The sequence below is a fragment of the Hyphococcus sp. D3-15 genome (assembly GCF_055809375.1).
The window spans coordinates 3,807,889-3,825,604 of sequence record NZ_CM147910.1; the positions used below are offsets into that span (position 1 = coordinate 3,807,889).

Below are 17,716 nucleotides of genomic sequence, written 5' to 3' on the forward strand. Positions count from 1 at the left end.
GCGATTGTCGCGCCGATTCCGCGCCCCTGCAATGTGGCAAAGATGAAACCGTAGACAGCCCTGGTCTGGCCGGGCCCGTATAGCCCACCCAATTAGGCAGCGTAATTGAGGACTGGCCCAAGCCAGCGCTCTGCGGTGGCCAGATCCCAGCCCTTGCGGCGGGCGTAATCGGCGACCTGATCTTTCTCGATCCGCCCGAGCGCGAAATAATGCGACTGGGGATGCGCGAAATAGAGCCCGGAAACACTGGCGGGCGGGGTCATCGCGAAACTCGTGGTCAGCTCCACCCCGGCGCGGCCCGGCGCATCGAGCAAGCGGAACAGGGTTTCCTTTTCGGTGTGGTCAGGCTGCGAGGGATAACCCGGCGCCGGGCGGATGCCCGCATATTTTTCGGCGACCAGATCTTCGACCGACAAATTTTCGTCCGGCGCATAGCCCCAATACTCACGGCGAACCCTCGCGTGCAAATATTCCGCGAAGCCTTCGGCGAACCGGTCGGCCAGCGCCTTCACCATGATGGAGGAATAATCGTCATGCGCGTTTTTGAAAGCTTCCGCTTTTTCCACTTCGCCATGACCGGCAGTGACGCAAAAGCCGCCGATCCAGTCCGGCCCCTCATCGCGCGTGCGGACAAAATCCGACAGCGCGACATTCGCGCCTTCTTTCTTTTTGATCTGCTGGCGCAAAGTGAAAAGCTGCGCGTGGTCTATGTCGCGCGCTTCATCCGTCCACAGCGTAATATCATCGCCATTTGCGTTGGCGGGCCAGAACCCGACCGCCGCTTTCAGCGTCAGCCATTTTTCCGACACGAGTTGGTCGAGCATTTTCTGCGCATCGGCCCAAAGTCCCCGCGCCGCCTCCCCGCGTTTTGAGTCTTCCAAAATCTGCGGATAGCGGCCGGGCATATCCCAGCTCATGAAAAACGGCGTCCAGTCAATCAGAGGCAATACATCTTCAAGACCGACATCATCGATGGTCTGCGCGCCGATGAAGGACGGCTTCGCCGGCTCATGGGCTTTCCAGTCCGGCGTAAACCGCGCCTCGCGCGCCGCCGCGATAGTCAGACGTTCTTTCGGGCCGCCGCCTTCGCGCGCCGCACGCATCTTGGCGTATTTGTCCCGCGTTTCTTCCCAGAGTTTTGGCCGCGCCTCATCCGACAAGAGCGAAGAGACGACGCCTACTGCGCGGCTGGCGTCCGCCACATGAATCACCGGCGCTGCGTGGTAACCGGGCTCGATCTTCACCGCCGTATGCGCGGGCGATGTTGTGGCGCCGCCGATCAGCAGAGGCTTGTTCATGCCGCGGCGGCGCATTTCCGCAGCGACGAAAACCATTTCATCGAGCGACGGCGTGATCAGTCCGGACAGGCCGATAATGTCGGCATTCTCTTTGACCGCCGTATCGAGAATGGTTTCAGCAGGAACCATGACGCCAAGATCGACCACTTCATAGCCGTTGCATTGCAGGACCACGCCGACAATGTTCTTGCCGATATCGTGCACATCGCCCTTCACCGTCGCCATGACGACTTTTCCGTTTGACGTACCCGCCAATCCGCTGCGTTCTTTTTCTTCTTCCATATAGGGCAGCAAAACCGCGACCGCCTGCTTCATCACCCGGGCGGATTTGACCACTTGCGGCAGGAACATCTTGCCGTCGCCAAACAGGTCGCCGACAACATTCATCCCGTCCATCAACGGGCCTTCAATGACATGCAGCGGACGCTCGGCGGCGAGGCGCGCCTCTTCGGTGTCCTCAACGATGAACTCATTAATGCCGTGAACCAGCGAATGGCTCAGCCGTTCACTGACCGGCTTTTCACGCCAGGAGAGGTCTTTCTTTTGCACCTCTCCCTTTTGACCGCGAAAGCGCTCCGCGATTTCCAGCAAGCGATCCGTCGCGTCATCGCGGCGGTTAAGGATCACATCTTCGCAGCGCTCGCGCAGTTCCGGCTCAATATCGTCATAAATATCGAGCTGGCCCGCATTGACGATGGCCATGTTCAGTCCGGCCTTGATCGCATGATACAAAAACACCGAATGCATGGCGCGGCGCACCGGCTCATTGCCGCGGAAAGAAAAGGAAACATTCGACAAGCCGCCCGAGACATGCACGCCGGGCATTTCCTCGCGAATGCGCCCCGCCGCCTCGATGAAGGCGCGCGCATAGTCATTGTGTTCTTCAATGCCGGTCGCGACAGCGAAAATATTCGGATCGAATATGATGTCTTCCGGCGGAAAGCCGACTTTTTCGGTTAGCAAATCATAAGCGCGCTTACAGATGCGCACTTTCTCGTCAGCGGTTTCGGCCTGTCCCTTTTCGTCAAAGGCCATGACAACCGTCGCGGCGCCATAGGCCAGCACTTCACGCGCCTGTTCGAGAAATGGCGCCTCGCCTTCCTTCAGGGAGATCGAATTGACGATGGCCTTGCCTTGCACGCATTTCAGCCCCGCCTCGATCACCGACCATTTCGACGAGTCGATCATGATCGGCACGCGGGCGATATCCGGTTCGGCAGCGATCAGATTGAGGAAGGTGCGCATGGCTTGCGGGCCGTCAAGCATGCCCTCGTCCATATTCACGTCAATGATCTGCGCGCCGTTTTCAACCTGCTGACGCGCGACTTCCACCGCATCACCATAGCGCCCTTCGGTGATCATCTTGCGAAACACCGCGGAGCCGGTGACGTTGGTGCGCTCGCCGATATTGACGAATGTCGCTGTTTGCTTGGTCATGGGTCAGGCGATCTCAAAAGGCTCAAGGCCGGATAGGCGCATGGCGCGGGGGCGTTCCGCCATTTCGCGCGGCGCCGCGGTGCTCGCGGCTTGCGCGATGGCGGCGATATGTTCCGGCGTGGTGCCGCAGCAGCCGCCAAGAATATTGACGATGCCGCTTTGCGCCCACTCGCCCAGCATCGCCGAAGTGGTGTCCGGCGTTTCATCATATTCACCGAACGCATTCGGCAAGCCGGCATTGGGATAAGCGGCGACCAGCGTATCGGCGATGCGCGACAGAGTGGCGATATGCGGACGCATCAGATCAGCGCCGAGCGCGCAATTAAGGCCGACCGCAAATGGCTTTGCGTGACGCACGGAATTCCAGAACGCCTCGACGGTCTGGCCGGACAGCGTCCGGCCGGAGCGGTCGGTGATCGTGCCGGAAATCCAGATCGGAAGCTTCTCCAGCCCCTCCGCTTCAAGGTCCATGATCGCCTTCAGCGCCGCCTTGCAGTTTAAGGTGTCGGTGATCGTCTCGATCAAATAGAGATCGGCGCCGCCTTCATTCAGCGCTTCGATCTGCATCCGATAGGCGTTGTACACCTCGTCGAAAGTGACCGAGCGAGCGCCCGGATCATTCACATCCGACGACATGGACAGCATCTTGTTCAACGGGCCGATCGAACCGGCGACAAAGCGCGGCTTGTCCGGCTGTTTCGCCGTCCACGCATCCGCCGCCGCGCGCGCCAACCGGGCGCCCTTGCGATTGATCGCGATGACCTCATCAGCGCCGAGTTCGTAATCGGCCTGCGCAATCGTCGTCGACGAGAATGTGTTGGTCTCGGAAATATCCGCCCCGGCGGCGAAAAACACGTCGTGCAATTCGCTCACAATGTCCGGGCGCGTCAGGCATAGAATATCATTATTGCCTTTCATCTGGCCGGGATGCTCGGCGAAGCGGTCCCCGCGGAAGTCAGCTTCTTCAAGCCCCTTGCGCTGGATCATTGCGCCCCAGCCGCCATCAAGCACGAGAATGCGTTGCGTTGCTGCGCGTTTCAGCGCGTCGATACGGGCCTGACGTTCGCTCACGCTGCTCTCCTGTCTTTGGTGACGCCGAGATTGCGGCACAGATCGGCGGCGAGCGACGACCGGTTCATGGTGTAGAAATGGAACGCCTCAACGCCTTCAGCCCGCAAGCGTTCGCATATAGACGTGGTCAGTTCGACCGTGATGCGATCGCGCGATTCCTGGTCGTCATGGCCGTCATAGGCGCGCAACACTTTCAGCGGCACAAAGGCGCCGCACAGCCGCGCCATTTTTGAAAGCCCGGCGAAATTCGACTGCAACATCACGCCGGGCACAATCGGCTTGTCGAGCCCCGCATCGGCGGCGGCGTCGCGATAGCGCAAAAAGATTTCCGGCTCGAAAAAGAACTGCGACAATGCCCGGTCCGCGCCTGCATCGAATTTTCGCTTCAAATTATCCAGTTCGTCCTGAAGCCCGCGCGCTTCCGGATGGGTTTCCGGATAGCAACCGACTGAAATATCGAAGTCGGCGATGGCGCGCGCACCGGCGATGAGATCCGACGCGAAGGCATATCCTTCAGAATGCGGACGATAGGGCGCGCCGATGCCTTCCAGCGGGTCGCCGCGCAAGACGACAATCCGGCGAACGCCCGATGACCAGTAATTGCGCAAGACATCATCAATCTCGTCGCGCGCGGCGCCTACGCAAGTGATATGCCCCGCCGCCGGCGCGCCGGCCTTTTCGTTGAGGTCGCGCACCATGCCCAGCGTCCGGTCCCGCGATGAACCGCCGGCGCCATAGGTCACCGAAATAAAATCCGGCCCCAGCGCCGCAAGCGACCGCGCCGTCTCCAACAGCTTTCCCGCGCCCTCATCGGATTTGGGCGGGAATATCTCGAATGACAGCGCAAGCGGCGACATGACTTTTCTCCTGAGCGGTCACGGGGGCTGAAATTTGACTGGTATCAACAGTACCCGTTATTACATCAGGATATATACATTTCTTTATATGATTGAAAAGCGCAAACTTCGCCCTCAGGCGAAATCTCCGCTAAGTCGCTGCTTTTTAAGATAAAATACCCCGCGCGTGGGCGTCAGTATTGACGCCGGTCCGTGACTGCTGCGGGCCTGTCAGGCCAAATCAGCCCGGAACGACAGCCCGCAGAGAGGTGCGGGCTGCGCCGTTGCTAGCGCATGGACCAGCCATGGCTGGCGACGATCGACTGGCCGGTAAGCGCATTGGTGTCGAAAGACGCCAGGAACACCGCAAGATCGGCGATGTCCTGAACCGTCGTGAATTCCTTGTCGACCGTATCGCCGAGCATGACCTCTTCGACGACCTGTTTTTCGGTGATGCCGAGATCGCGCGCCTGTTCGGGGATCTGTTTTTCCACCAACGGCGTTTTCACAAAGCCCGGACAAATCACATTGGACCGGACGCCATGTTTGGCGCCCTCTTTCGCCATCACGCGCGACAGGCCGAGAATGGCGTGCTTGGCGGAAACATAGGCCGACTTCAAAGGCGAGGCTTCGTGACTATGGACCGAGCCCATATAAATCAGGCTGCCGGATTTGCGCGGATACATATGCCGCACACACGCCTTGGTGGTTAAAAACGCCCCGCCCAGATGGATATCCATGATCTTCTGAAAATCCTTATACGGAAAATCTTCGATCGGATGCACGATCTGAACGCCGGCATTGGAAACCAGCGTATCAATCCGGCCCCATTTCTCGGCGACAAGATCGGTTCCCGCATTGACCGCGTCTTCGTCGGTGACGTTCATTTCTACGGTCAGACCCTCGCCGCCGCCGGCCTCGATCTTGGCGAGCGTTTCAGCGGCGCCATCCATATTGATGTCGGCGATCCCCACTTTGGCCCCGGCTTTGGCGAATTCCAGCGCGATCTCGCGGCCAATGCCGCTTCCGGCGCCCGTCACCAGCGCAACCTGATCCTTCAATTTCATCTCGCCACTCCTTTGGATAAGTCTTTAAATCCTGCGGAACCTGGAAAAGCCCGAACCTTCAAACTCCAAATAGGCGCAGCGCGGACCGGCGCCAAGCGCAAGGCGGCGATCAGAATGCGCAATCGGAATGAAAAGGGCGACCAGCGCGAAAATCCGGCGAGCGACATAGCGCGACGGCGACCAAAACGCCCGGCTGGCGCGGACGAAACGCGTGTTCAATTATAAGGGGCTGGTTGTGCGGTATAAAATGGCGCGAGTGACGGGACTCGAACCCGCGACCTCCGGCGTGACAGGCCGGCGCTCTAACCAACTGAGCTACACCCGCATCAGACAAGCCAGAAGGCTTATCGGAGCGCGCGGTTTAGGCTAGCGTGCGGCGGGCGTCAAGCGCTAATGGAAGCCGTAGAAGCTATAGTTTTCCGGGGTTTCAGGCCCGCCGCCCGCGCGCTATTGGAGACCGGAACCGCAATGACCGCCCCTTCCCCGCATTCTGCTTTTGACGGCCCCCATGGCCGCCTCGCCTATCGCCGCCGCGAAGGCCGACAAAATGGCGCGCCTGCGGTCCTGTGGCTCGGCGGTTTCCGGTCCGACATGCTGGGGACGAAGGCGGAATTTCTGGACCATTGGGCCGAGAAAAATGAACGGTCTTATTTACGCTTCGACTATTCCGGCCATGGTGAATCCGAGGGCGCTTTTGAAGACGGCTCCATTGGCGACTGGTTCGCCGACGCCCTGGCGGTCTTCGACAATCTGACCGAGGGGCCGCAAATCCTGGTGGGATCGTCCATGGGCGGGTGGATCGCCTCCCTGTTGGCGCTGGCGCGGCCCGAGCGCGTGGCGGCCATCATCTTTATCGCGCCGGCGCCGGATTTCACCGAAAGGCTGATGTGGCCGTCATTTACGGAAGCCCAGCGCCAGACGATCCTGAGCGCCGGGCGGATCGAACTGCCCTCCGACTATTCTGACGAGCCGGAGATCATCACCGCCAGGCTGATCGAGGATGGACGCCGCCAATTAGTGATGACCGGGCCGATTCCGATTTCCTGCCCGGTGAGGATCCTGCAGGGCATGCAGGATGACGCCGTTCCTTACGCCCACGCTCTCGCCTTCGCCGAAATGCTCGAGAGCGCGGATGTGGAGATTTGCCTGACGCCGAGGGGCGACCACCGGCTTTCCACCCCGGCGGACCTGGAGCGTCTGGCGGCGGTATTGGACGCCCTGGCGCAATAGCCCGGCTGGCTCAGCTCACCGCAAAACCGCCACGCCTCGCCGCAGAAACTGCGAATCCGGGCGGGCGTTGCTTGCGACAACTGTGGCAAAGGGGTAAGCTGGCCACAATTGTCGCAGGGGACTGACTTGCGTCCCCGCCATAGCTGGACGCCGCCATGACCGAACATAAGGGCACAGACCCGACCAAACCTGAACTCGCCATCTTGAAACTGCTCTGGCGGTCGAAAGAAATGAGCGCTCGTGAAATTCACGGAGAAATCGAACAACTTTTCGGCTGGTCCTATTCCACCGTGCGCACCGTGCTGGAGCGCATGGCGGACAAAGGGCTGATCTCCAAGACACCGGTAGACGGTGTCAACATCTACGAACCGCAAGTCGGCAAGATCGCGCTGCTGTCGCGCATGATCGCCGATTTCTCCAGTCGCGTCCTTGAACTCGACACGACACCGGCGGCGGCGTTTTTCGCAGACTCGAAATTACTCAGTGATGACGAACTCGAAGAACTCGCGGGCGTCCTCAAAAAAGCGGAGAATGAGCAATGAGCGCGTTGGTCGAACCGTTTTTCTATTGCCTTCTGGCGTCGATGATCTGGGCGCCCGTCATTTACATCGCGGCCTCAAAAATCGCCGCTACGGAAAAAGGCGCGCCCGGCGTTCGCTCGCTTGCCGGTCATTTATGGCCCGCCGCCCTTATCCTCGCTGCATTGCCGGTTCTGATCGCCCCCATTGTCGCCGCGCTCGGTTTGTCCTTGCGCGCCCCGGCGCCCTTGCCGCCAATGACCGAATTCGCCGCCCCCATCGCCCTTGAAACAGACATGGCGCTGGCGGCGCCCTATGAAGCGCCGGCCACTGCATCGATCGCAGACATTCTGCGCGCATCGGCGGTGATCTATTTCTACAGCTTTTTGATGCTGTTTTTACTCGCCGCGGTGCGCCATGTCTGGTTCGCCTATCGCCTTAACTACGCAATCCCCGTGGACGAACCGAAACTTGTTGAAGCGCTGGAATATTGGCGTGAACGCATCGGCGTGAAACAGCGCCCGCGCTATTTGTTTTCACATATCGTGACCAGCGTCTGCGTATATGGCGTGTTTCGGCCGATCGTCGTGATGCCGTTTAACCTTCTCGACCGAGTCTCGATTGAGGACGCCAGCCTAATGGGCGCTCATGAAATGGCGCATGTGAAACGCGGCGATGTCGCGCTCTTCGCTCTGTGTTCGGTTGCAAAAGCGGTATTCTGGTTCAATCCGTTCATGCGCCATATTTGCGCGCGCGCCACGCTCGCCGCAGAGCAAGGCGCTGATGCGCTGGTGCTGGCGCGCGGCGTCAACCGGCGCCAATATGCGCATTGCTTTGTGCAGGGCCTGCGCCTCGCCGCTGGCGCGCGCAACGGGTTCGCCGGTGAGCTGATCCCCTCCTTCACGCCGTTCGACAAACGCTCGCGCCGCGAACGCCTCGATGCAATCCTCACCGGCGCGCCGGAAAAGCCACTGCTTACCGTCGCCGGCAAGCTCGGCCTTGGCGCTTGCGCATTCATTGCCGCGGGACTGGCCTTTGCGCAAGCTGCATTCGCTGTTTCGCCGCCAGCGCCGCGCGACGCGCTGCCCGTTGCGCCGGTAAAGGGCGAGATCACGCTGAACTACGGCGCCAAGATGAAAGCTTCCGGTCCGGCCCATGAGGGCGTCGACATCAAGGCAGAGCGCGGCGCGCCAGTGCGTGCGGCTGGCGACGGCAAGGTGATAGACGCGACGGACAAATATCAAAACAGCGATGCCTGGGGCAAAGTCGTCGTCATCGATCACGGCCACGGGCTGATCACACGCTACGCCCATCTCGATAGCTATCTTGTTCACAAGGGCGACCGCGTCGACGCCGGCGATGTCATCGCCGCAGTCGGTTCAACCGGCGTCGCTTCCGGTCCGCATCTTCATTTCGAAGTGATCGAAGACGGCGCTACAATCGACCCTGCGCCTGTCGTCCTGCGCGAGGCTTCGCTTTCTCCCGTGATCGCCCCGCGCGCCGTCGCAAGAGAAAAGACGACGCGGGAGGTCGTGCTTGCGCCGGTGGATGCAATTCGAACGGAAAGCCGGGAGGTTGCGCCGCGCGACGTCAAGCGCGAGGAAAAAGAAGCGCGCAAGCTGGAAAAGAAAATGGCGCGGCTCGAACGTGACCTGCGCAAGCAACTTGCAAAACTCGATACGCAATCCGGCCTCGACACTTTAAACGTCAAACTGCAAGGCATTGAGGTTGGCGCGATTGAAGGCGCAGACCGGCTGGCGGAACTGATCGATGAACAAATGCTGCGTCTGGAAGGTTTGGGGCAGGTCAATCTCGACTTCTCCGACATGTCGGTCGCCCTCGCGGATGCGGGCTTGAGCGAAGGTCAACTCGCTGCCATTCATCGCGCCCAAAAAAGCGCGGTGAAGCGCGCGCAAAAGGCGGTTGCCGAGACTGAAGTAATACGCGCGCGCGCGACCGCCCGGGCGGAAGTGCGAGCGGAAGCGGAAGAAGCCCGGCTTGAGCGTGAAGCGGAAATGAAGCGCGTTATGCGCGACGTCGAACGCGAACGCGCCAAGGCCGAGCGCCAAAGTGAGCAACAACGTGCGCGCAGCATGAATGAAGCGGAAATTCTCGCGCTGCGCGAAGAGGCGATTCGCGACGCAAAGGCGAACCTGGAACAAGAACTTGTAAAGATTGAACGCCGTCGCGAAGAATTAGAGCGGGAAGCAGAAGGCCAGGCCAACTAGCTTGCCCTGCCCGGCTTCGCGGCTAGTCCTTTTCGCCGAAGCGGTCCTGCACAAGTTTGACAATGGAATCGACCGCCTCTGCGGCCTGCGGACCGGTCGCGGAAATTTCCAGCTTGGCGCCTTTGCTGGCGAGCAGCATCAACAGATCAAGCTGCGAATCCGCCAGCGCCACCCGGTCATTATTACGGACAGACACCACCGCGTCATAGGACTTCGCCAGAGACGAAAGATGGCGCGATGGGCGAATATGCAGGCCAAGCTTGTTGCAGACTTCAACAGTCTTGGTCACCGACGCTTCGTCCTGGTCTGACACTTAATCCGCCGCCTCTCCCGAAAGCACCCAGGACGCGACATTGATATATTTGCGTCCCGCCTCATGCGCCGCCTTGACGGCTTCGGGAAGATCGTCTTCAGCGCGGGCCGAAGCGAGCTTGATCAGCATCGGCAAATTGACGCCCGCCACAACTTCGGCATTCGCCTTTTCCATGACGGAGATTGCCAGATTTGACGGCGTGCCGCCGAACATGTCGGTGAGAATGATGACGCCTTCGCCGGAATCGACAGCCTTCGCCGCATCGAGAATATCCTGCCGGCGCTTTTCCATATCATCATCGGGACCGATGGACACGGCCTTCACCTGCTCCTGCGGACCAACAACATGTTCCGCGGCGGACAGAAACTCTTCCGCAAGACGCCCATGGGTGACGACAACAAGACCGATCATTCGTTTCGCATCCAACTCCGTAACAGCGCCCAATATGGTGCTGCTTTGCTTAAAAATGTCTACCCAAATCGACGATTAACGGCCCGGAATTTCTACGATAAAGCGCGCGCCCTTGCGTGCGCTGTCAGCGAAATCAGGATCAACCAGGCGATTCTCCGCGAAAATCCTGCCGCCATGAGAGTTCACAATCTGCCGGGAGATCGCCAGACCAAGGCCGGAATTGTTGCCGAAAGCCGAGCCAGTGGGGCGTTTGGTGTAGAAACGCTTGAATATGGATTCAAGATTGTCCGGCGGGATACCCGGTCCGTCATCTTCCACAACAATCCGGGCGAGCCCGTTGCGCGCCGTCGGCGGCTCCAGAAAGACGCGGACCTCGCCGCCGGGCGGACTGAAGGAACGCGCATTGTCGATCAGGTTGCGAATCACCTGCCCCAGCGCCGACGGATTGCCGAGGACATAGCCCTGCTGCAACGGATCATTGAAAGCGACGCGAACCTCGCCGTCTCTCGTCGTGTCGCCATACATCGCGACAATGTCTTTGATCAGCCTGCCAAGGTCGATGGCTTCGCGGGTTTCACGCGCAAGCTCCGCATCTAGGCGCGACGCATTGGAAATGTCGGTGATCAGCCGGTCCATGCGCAACACGTCTTTTTGAATGACCGCCAACAGTTTCGCCTGCTGTTCCGGCGTCTTGGCGATCTGCAAGGTCTCGGCCGCGCTGCGGATCGAGGTCAGCGGGTTTTTCAACTCATGCGAAACATCCGCCGCAAAACTTTCAATCGCATCGATGCGCGCATAGATCGCCTGGGTCATTGATTTCAATGAAGCCGACAGCTCGCCAATTTCGTCCTTGCGGTTGGTGAAATCGGGAATGCGCGCCCGTCCCGCCGCCGCGATGCCCTCGCGCACCTTGTCCGACGCCACCGCAAGCTGGCGGATCGGTTGCGCGATCATCGTCGTGAGCAACAAGGATGAAAGGATCGCCGCCGCCACCGCCCAGCCAAAGAACGGCAAAATCGAAAGCCGCGCATCTTCGACAAGCGCGTCAATGCCGCCGCTTTCCGCCGTCACCACGCCATAGATCGCCTGCACACGGCGGATCGGCACGGAAACCGACGCAACCAGCTCGCCTTCCTCGTCGAGGCGCACCGATGCGGCCCCGCGCTCTGATGCAAATGGCGAAGAGGCGAGCGCCGCATTAAGCTCATCTTCGATTGATCGTCGCGAGGCCTCCATACGGTAATCACGAGAGAAAAACCGCGACAGCTTTCGCCATACCCCTTCCTCATCCAACACTTCGGTCAGTGTGCCGTTTTCCTGAATGGGCGGGAGCGCCTGCGCGACGATTTCATCCTGGCGCAGAACAACATCTTCAATCAGCAGCGCTTTGGCGTCGCTGACAGGCGGGTCCTCAAAGGTCTGCGGCGCGTTAAAGATCCGCACCCGGCCTTCAAAACTGTCCCACACCCGGTTGAACACTTCGCGCACATCGCGCTGGCTCAGGGACAGCGCGCAAATCGCTTCGCCTTCCTGTCCTGCAATATCGGCGGCCTCTACAGGCTGACAGCTATTTTCATCAATCGCCACCTGCGCCAGCACGTCGGCGATGATCTGCGCCTGCGCGCGCACGCCTTCAAGTTTCGCCTGGATGAGACCGTCCCGATATTGCGTCAGCGCAAATGAACCGAGCAACAAAATGACAAGGCCAATGAGGTTGGCGAGAACGATAGTCAGCGTTAGCCGCGACACCGCCATCGGCGCACGTCTTCGCCGCGCGATCCCGCCCTCATTATCCATTGCCGATCAGGCGTCCTTATATTTGTAACCGACGCCATAAAGCGTTTCGATCAGAATCAAATTCCTTGTCGACCTGCCGGAATTTCTTCCGCACCCGTTTGATATGGCTGTCGATTGTACGGTCGTCCACATAGACCTGGTCGTCATAGGCGGCGTCCATCAGCGCATCGCGGCTTTTCACAAAGCCCGGCCGTTGCGCCAGCGATTCCAGAATCAGGAATTCCGTCACCGTCAGCACCACCGGCATGCCTTTCCAGTTGCAGGCATGGCGCATCGGATCGAGCGTCAGGTCGCCCCGGCGCATGATTTTCTTTTCTTCTTCTTCGGTCGGTGTTTCGCCGGCCTGGCCACGACGCAACACCGCCTTCACCCGTTCCAGCAGCAGGCGCTGCGAAAACGGCTTTTTGACATAGTCGTCCGCGCCCATGGTGAGGCCGAGCACCTCGTCGATCTCCTCATCCTTGGAGGTGAGGAAAATCAACGGCAGCGCAGAATTCTGACGAATGCGGCGCAACAGCTCCATGCCGTCCATGGTCGGCATCTTGATGTCGGAGACCACCATGTCCGGCGGGGTCGACTGAATAAATTCAAGCGCCGCGGCGCCGTCCTCAAATGTTTTGACCGTATGCCCCTCCGCCTCAAGAGCGATGGAAACCGAGGCCAGAATGTTTTCGTCGTCATCGACAAGCGCGATTGTCGCCATCTTTCTTTCAATCCCCTTGTGAATTCAAAATCTTACTAGATGCGCTCGCGGGCGTATAGAAGGCGCGGAGGAGGCGTTTTTGTGTCCGGAGCCGCATTTCCGCTCAATCATCCCCAGCGGCGGCGTCAATAAAGCCCGCCAGCGCCACATCCCGCTCTGATAGGCCGCCCGCATCATGGGTCGTCAGCGTGATATCCACCCGATTATAGACATTAAACCATTCCGGGTGATGGTCGGCTTTTTCCGCCGCCAGCGCCACCCGGCTCATAAAGCCCCAGGCCGCGTTGAAATCGTCAAAAGCAAAGCTTTTTTTGACGGCGTCCCGGCCCTCGGTCGGGGCCCAGCCCGGATGGTCCTTCAAAAAGGCGGCCCTCGCATCGGGGCTCAATTTCGCGACCATTCTCTTCTCCTTCACCCTGTCAGGCGCTTGCATAGGGCCATTTAGGCCCGGCTGGCCGCTTTGTCATGCCTTTGACGCCGGGATTTCGGCGCGCGGCAAAACCACCGCTTATCACGTTCTGTGATTGACAATCATTCGCAGGCTGGCTAGCCGTCCGTTAGTAATAATCAATCGCAAATCCAGATAGAAGAAAGCAGCCCCCCGATGTTGAGGACTAGTCTACTCGCCGCCGCCGCGAACCTGGCGATTATTAGCGCGGCGCATGCAGATGGAAGCAGTGCAATTTCAGCGATCGCCTTTGTTGATGAGATCAACGTGTTTGGCGCTGCAGGCGGCCTCGACGAAGTACCCGGCGCGATCACCTATCTCGACGCAGACGACCTGGCCAAGCAGTCCAATACGGACATTCTGCGCACGCTGCGCCGGTCGCCGGGCGTCAACATTCAGGAAGAAGACGGCTACGGCCTGCGGCCGAATATCGGTTTGCGCGGTTCCGGCTCAGACCGTTCGGCGCGGATCACCGTCATGGAAGACGGCGCGCCCATCGCCCCCGCCCCCTATGCTGCGCCGGAAGCCTATTATTTTCCCTATGCGGGCCGCATCAACGCAATTGAAATCACCAAGGGCACAGGCGTCGTCAAATACGGACCGCGCACCACCGGCGGCGCGATCAATCTGTATTCAACACCGATCCCGGAAGAGTTCGCCGCGAAAGCGCAAATCCTGTTCGGCTCCGATGACGGCAAGCGCCTGCATGTCTGGGCCGGCGGCCGCGAGAGCCTCGGCGCGCTCGACGCCGGCCTCCTGATCGAGACCTATCAGCACAATACTGACGGCTTCAAACGCATCGACGCCGGCGGCGATACGGGCTTTGATGTTTCCGACTATGTTGTAAAGGCGGGCCTTTACACCAAAGACGGCGCCGCCGTTCCGCAAAGCCTCGAGTTTAAATATCAGCGTTCGGATGAAACCTCGAACGAGACCTATCTCGGACTGACCCGCTCCGATTTTTCGGCGGACACGCGCCGCCGCTATAACGCGTCGCAGGAAGACCAGTTCAATGGCGACCATGAAACATTCCAGCTCAGCTACTTCGCTGAACTCACGCCGGACCTGACCCTTGATGTCATCGCCTATCGCACGGAATTCGCGCGGGACTGGTTCAAGCTGGAACGCGTAATGGGCGTATCAACGTCTTCGATCCTCAATGACCCGATCACCTATGCGATGGAATTCCAAAACATCCTCGCCCAGCCCGGTTTCATCGGTCCGGATGACGCCCTCGAGATCCGCCACAATGCGCGCGAATATTACGCCAAAGGCATTCAGGGCATTCTGACTTACAAAGCCACGACCGGCGCCATCGACCACACATTCGAAGCCAGCCTTCGCTGGCATGAAGACGAAGTGGATCGCTTCCAGAATTTCGAGTTCTTCCGGGCCGACAACGCCGAATTGCTGCGGACCAGCGTCGGCGCGCCGGGAACCGATTCCAACCGCATCGAGACCGGCGAGGCGCTGGCGATTTTCGTACAGGACAATATTGATTGGGGTCGCTTGCACGCGACGTTCGGCGTTCGCATCGAAGACATTGACCTCAAACGCTTTGACTATGGGCGCATGGACCCGGACCGCACGGGCGCCAATCTTTCAACGCGCGAAAACACGCTGACGGCGGTCTCGCCCGCTATCGGCATCGTCTATGATCTTACAGATCAGCTATCCGTGCTCGGCGGCGTCTATCGCGGTTTCGCCCCTCCCTCGCCCGGTAATTCCAATTCCAGCGAAGAGAAATCGACCAATTGGGAAGCGGGCTTGCGCTGGGCCGACGGCGCGGCGAGCTTCGAAGCCATCGCCTTTTTCAACGATTACCAAAATCTGCTCGGCACCTGCACCGCGTCAACTGGCGGCGGTTGCGTCATCGGCGACCAGTTCGATGGCGGCGGTGTGGATGTCTATGGTCTTGAACTGGTGGCGGGCGTCGACGCCGCTGCTTGGGTCGAAGCCCCCTTCGCGATCCCGCTTTCTGCTGTCTACACCTATACCCATGGCGAATTTCAGTCGGCCTTCTCGTCCGGCTATGGGCCTTGGGGCGAAGTGAGCGTTGGCGACGAACTGCCATATCTTGCCGACCATCAGTTGTTCTTAACCGCGGGACTTGAAGGCGATAATTGGGGCGGCGAACTGGCCATGCTTTACCAATCGGAACGCCGCACGGTCGCCGGTCAGGGCGCGATCCCTCTTGCTGAACGGCTCGACGCACACACCGTGTTCGATTTGTCCGCCTATGTCGGCATTATCGATGGCGTGACATTGCGCGGCAAAGTCGAAAATCTTTTTGATGAAGATTACATCGCCGCGCACCAGCCGGCGGGCCTGCGCCCCGGCCTGCCGCGCACCTTTTGGCTGGGCGTCGATCTCTCGCTCTAGCCCGAACGGAAAAGGGCCGCTCACAAAGAGCGGCCCTGGAATCTTTATAAAAAGATCCGCAATTTCTTCAGCCAACAGGCCTCAAGATCTTTCCTAAAATCCGGTGGTCAAACGGCGCTCGAAGGCTGCTCCGAGGCGCGTTCTTTCCACAAAGACCTCATTGGCTTTAAGAAATCACTCGACATCAGATCACCTCCTCTCGTTGATTTGAACCTGTGCAAATAATGGGGTGCGTTTTCCCGCTTGGCAAGGGGCAAATGGTTAACGAAATCCGCCCGCCGCACGCGCATTTTCGGGCGAATTTCAGGGCTCGCCCCAGGCGATCCGTATAAGGAATATATGCAACGCGCAATCGCGCCGCCCGGACGATCATAGTCCGGGCGGGCGGCGTTTACTCCGCTACATTCACCAGCATCGGCGCGACATAGGGAATCCAGATCGCCGAATAGGCGATCACCATGGAAATTCCGATCGGACACACCCAGCGGATCAGGAAGCGCCAGCGCTTGAACCAGATCTCGGACTTAAAGCCGATCGCCTCGCGCGCAGTCGATGTTGAAACGATCCATCCGGCGAAGATCGCGGCGATGAGACCGCTGACAGGCAGGATGATATCGGTCGTCGCACTCAGAAAGTCGAGCAGCACCATACCCTTGAACAGGGACATTTCACCAAGCGGCTGCCATGTATTCCAGAAGCCCGCCTGCGCTTCGCCATTCGGGCCTTGCTGCGGCACCTGGCTGAGCGCGTTGGCGACGCCAATGGCGAAGGCGACAAGGCCAATGCCGCCAGCGGAAAGAATGCGGTTGTCGCCTTTGGATTGTTCATCGACCCATTTTGTCGAGGTCTCCAGCAGCGCAATCGAAGATGTGATTGCGGCGAATAAGGCGAGCAGGAAGAAAGCAAGGCCGAACAGCCCGCCGACCGGCATGCCGTGGAAAGCAAGCGGCAAGGTCTGGAACATCAGGGTCGGTCCGCCCCCCGGCGCAAGGCCCATGGCGAACACGATCGGAAAGATCGCCAGGCCCGCCACAATGCCGACGCCGGTATCGGCGATAGCAACAAGACGCGCCGAACGCGGCAGGTCCTGATCTTCGCGCATATAGGCGCCGTAAGTGGCCATCAACGCGGAGCCAAGGCCGATTGAGAAGAACGCCTGCCCCAGCGCAGCGGAGATCACCGAGCCGTCTTGAAGACCGTGCAGCAATCCGCGACGAATGGCGCCGTCAGCCAGCACCGTATCCTGCAGCCGCACGCCAAGAAGGAAATCAATGCCCTGACCGCGATCACCGGTGGCGAGCGCATAAAAGAACAGCACGATGAGCAATATGAAAAACGCCGGCATGAGATAGGTCACCGCCGCTTCGATCCCGCCCTTAATGCCGCGCATCACGATGCCCACAGTGAGCACCATGAAGATCGCGTGATAGATGATCATCCGGGTCGGATTGTTGAGGAGCTCGCCCAGCTTCGCGCTGACCTGCTCGCCGGTCAGCTCCGCAAATGCGGGCGCGGCGAGACCGGCCAATCCATTCGCGCCGACAGACGCGGCGAGATCGCCCCCGATCATCACCACATAGGCGATCACCCAGCCGGCGATAACTGAATAGAAGGTTAAGATGACAAAGGCGCCGAGCATGCCCAGCCAGGACTGCATCGACCAGAGCGGCGACCGGCCCTCGGCCTTGGCGATTTTCACCACGCTGCCCACAGCCGACATGCCGCCCCGGCGGCCGATAAACAGCTCTGCCACCAGCACCGGCAGGCCGATCAGCACCACGCAGAGCAGGTAAAACAGGACGAACGCCCCGCCGCCATTTTCACCGGCGACATAAGGAAAGCGCCATAGATTGCCCAGGCCCACCGAGGAGCCGATGGCGGCCATAATAAAGGCCGCCCGTGAAGACCAATGGGTGTTTTCCCCCGCCGTGCCTTGCATCTGTTATTATCCCTCGAAAACTTGATCGCCAGAGTGGC

The 17,716-nt window shown here is 59.7% G+C and carries 13 protein-coding genes, 1 tRNA gene and 1 pseudogene; 4 read left to right on the forward strand and 11 right to left on the reverse strand.

Annotation, left to right across the window (positions count from 1 at the left end):
* Positions 1-92: 92 nt before the first annotated feature.
* The 5 genes from metH to AC0L8G_RS18365 all read right to left on the reverse strand — a co-directional run bounded on the left by metH (position 93) and on the right by AC0L8G_RS18365 (position 6,034).
* Positions 93-2,735, reverse strand: coding sequence for a methionine synthase (gene metH / locus AC0L8G_RS18345; protein ID WP_473385597.1), 2,643 nt, complete (start codon positions 2,733-2,735; stop codon positions 93-95).
* Between the two features lie 3 nt (positions 2,736-2,738).
* On the reverse strand, positions 2,739-3,806 hold the full coding sequence (locus tag AC0L8G_RS18350) for a homocysteine S-methyltransferase family protein (protein ID WP_473385598.1): 1,068 nt from the start codon (positions 3,804-3,806) through the stop codon (positions 2,739-2,741).
* Entirely contained in the window at positions 3,803-4,663 is an 861-nt protein-coding gene (locus AC0L8G_RS18355) for a methylenetetrahydrofolate reductase (protein ID WP_473385599.1), read from the reverse strand. The genes AC0L8G_RS18350 and AC0L8G_RS18355 overlap by 4 nt, the downstream gene beginning before the upstream one ends.
* A gap of 266 nt (positions 4,664-4,929) precedes the next feature.
* On the reverse strand, positions 4,930-5,709 hold the full coding sequence (locus AC0L8G_RS18360; RefSeq protein WP_473385600.1) for a 3-hydroxybutyrate dehydrogenase: 780 nt from the start codon (positions 5,707-5,709) through the stop codon (positions 4,930-4,932).
* A 248-nt stretch (positions 5,710-5,957) separates the two neighbouring features.
* A tRNA-Asp gene (locus tag AC0L8G_RS18365) sits at positions 5,958-6,034 on the reverse strand.
* A 143-nt stretch (positions 6,035-6,177) separates the two neighbouring features.
* Here AC0L8G_RS18365 and AC0L8G_RS18370 point away from each other — a divergent pair.
* From AC0L8G_RS18370 to AC0L8G_RS18380, 3 genes are all read left to right on the forward strand, one after another.
* The gene (locus AC0L8G_RS18370; RefSeq protein WP_473385601.1) at positions 6,178-6,939 is read left to right on the forward strand and encodes an alpha/beta hydrolase; all 762 of its coding nucleotides are present in this window, start codon (positions 6,178-6,180) and stop codon (positions 6,937-6,939) included.
* 155 nt (positions 6,940-7,094) lie between these two features.
* Positions 7,095-7,481, forward strand: a complete 387-nt coding sequence (locus AC0L8G_RS18375; protein ID WP_473385602.1) for a BlaI/MecI/CopY family transcriptional regulator — start codon at positions 7,095-7,097, stop codon at positions 7,479-7,481.
* Positions 7,478-9,685 (forward strand): peptidoglycan DD-metalloendopeptidase family protein, encoded by a 2,208-nt coding sequence (locus tag AC0L8G_RS18380; RefSeq protein ID WP_473385603.1) that lies wholly within the window; start codon positions 7,478-7,480, stop codon positions 9,683-9,685. Before AC0L8G_RS18375 ends, AC0L8G_RS18380 begins: the two co-directional genes overlap by 4 nt.
* A 22-nt stretch (positions 9,686-9,707) precedes the next feature.
* On the opposite strand, the gene AC0L8G_RS18385 is transcribed toward AC0L8G_RS18380, so the two are convergent.
* From AC0L8G_RS18385 to AC0L8G_RS18405, 5 genes and pseudogenes are all read right to left on the reverse strand, one after another.
* Positions 9,708-9,998, reverse strand: coding sequence for an HPr family phosphocarrier protein (locus tag AC0L8G_RS18385; protein WP_473385604.1), 291 nt, complete (start codon positions 9,996-9,998; stop codon positions 9,708-9,710).
* Positions 9,999-10,409, reverse strand: a complete 411-nt coding sequence (locus AC0L8G_RS18390) for a PTS sugar transporter subunit IIA (protein WP_473385605.1) — start codon at positions 10,407-10,409, stop codon at positions 9,999-10,001.
* 75 nt (positions 10,410-10,484) lie between these two features.
* A complete protein-coding gene (locus AC0L8G_RS18395; RefSeq protein WP_473385607.1) occupies positions 10,485-12,206 on the reverse strand; it encodes an ATP-binding protein in 1,722 nt (573 codons plus the stop codon).
* A 6-nt stretch (positions 12,207-12,212) separates the two neighbouring features.
* A pseudogene (locus AC0L8G_RS18400) lies at positions 12,213-12,909 on the reverse strand (response regulator transcription factor).
* A gap of 103 nt (positions 12,910-13,012) precedes the next feature.
* A complete protein-coding gene (locus AC0L8G_RS18405) occupies positions 13,013-13,309 on the reverse strand; it encodes a 4a-hydroxytetrahydrobiopterin dehydratase (RefSeq protein ID WP_473385609.1) in 297 nt (98 codons plus the stop codon).
* Positions 13,310-13,513: 204 nt separating this feature from the next.
* Here AC0L8G_RS18405 and AC0L8G_RS18410 point away from each other — a divergent pair, with 204 nt between their 5' ends.
* Entirely contained in the window at positions 13,514-15,739 is a 2,226-nt protein-coding gene (locus tag AC0L8G_RS18410; RefSeq protein WP_473385610.1) for a TonB-dependent receptor family protein, read from the forward strand.
* Between the two features lie 391 nt (positions 15,740-16,130).
* Here the strand turns inward: AC0L8G_RS18410 and AC0L8G_RS18415 are convergent, their stop codons facing one another.
* Positions 16,131-17,678, reverse strand: a complete 1,548-nt coding sequence (locus AC0L8G_RS18415) for a sodium-dependent transporter (RefSeq protein ID WP_473385611.1) — start codon at positions 17,676-17,678, stop codon at positions 16,131-16,133.
* Positions 17,679-17,716 lie beyond the last annotated feature (38 nt).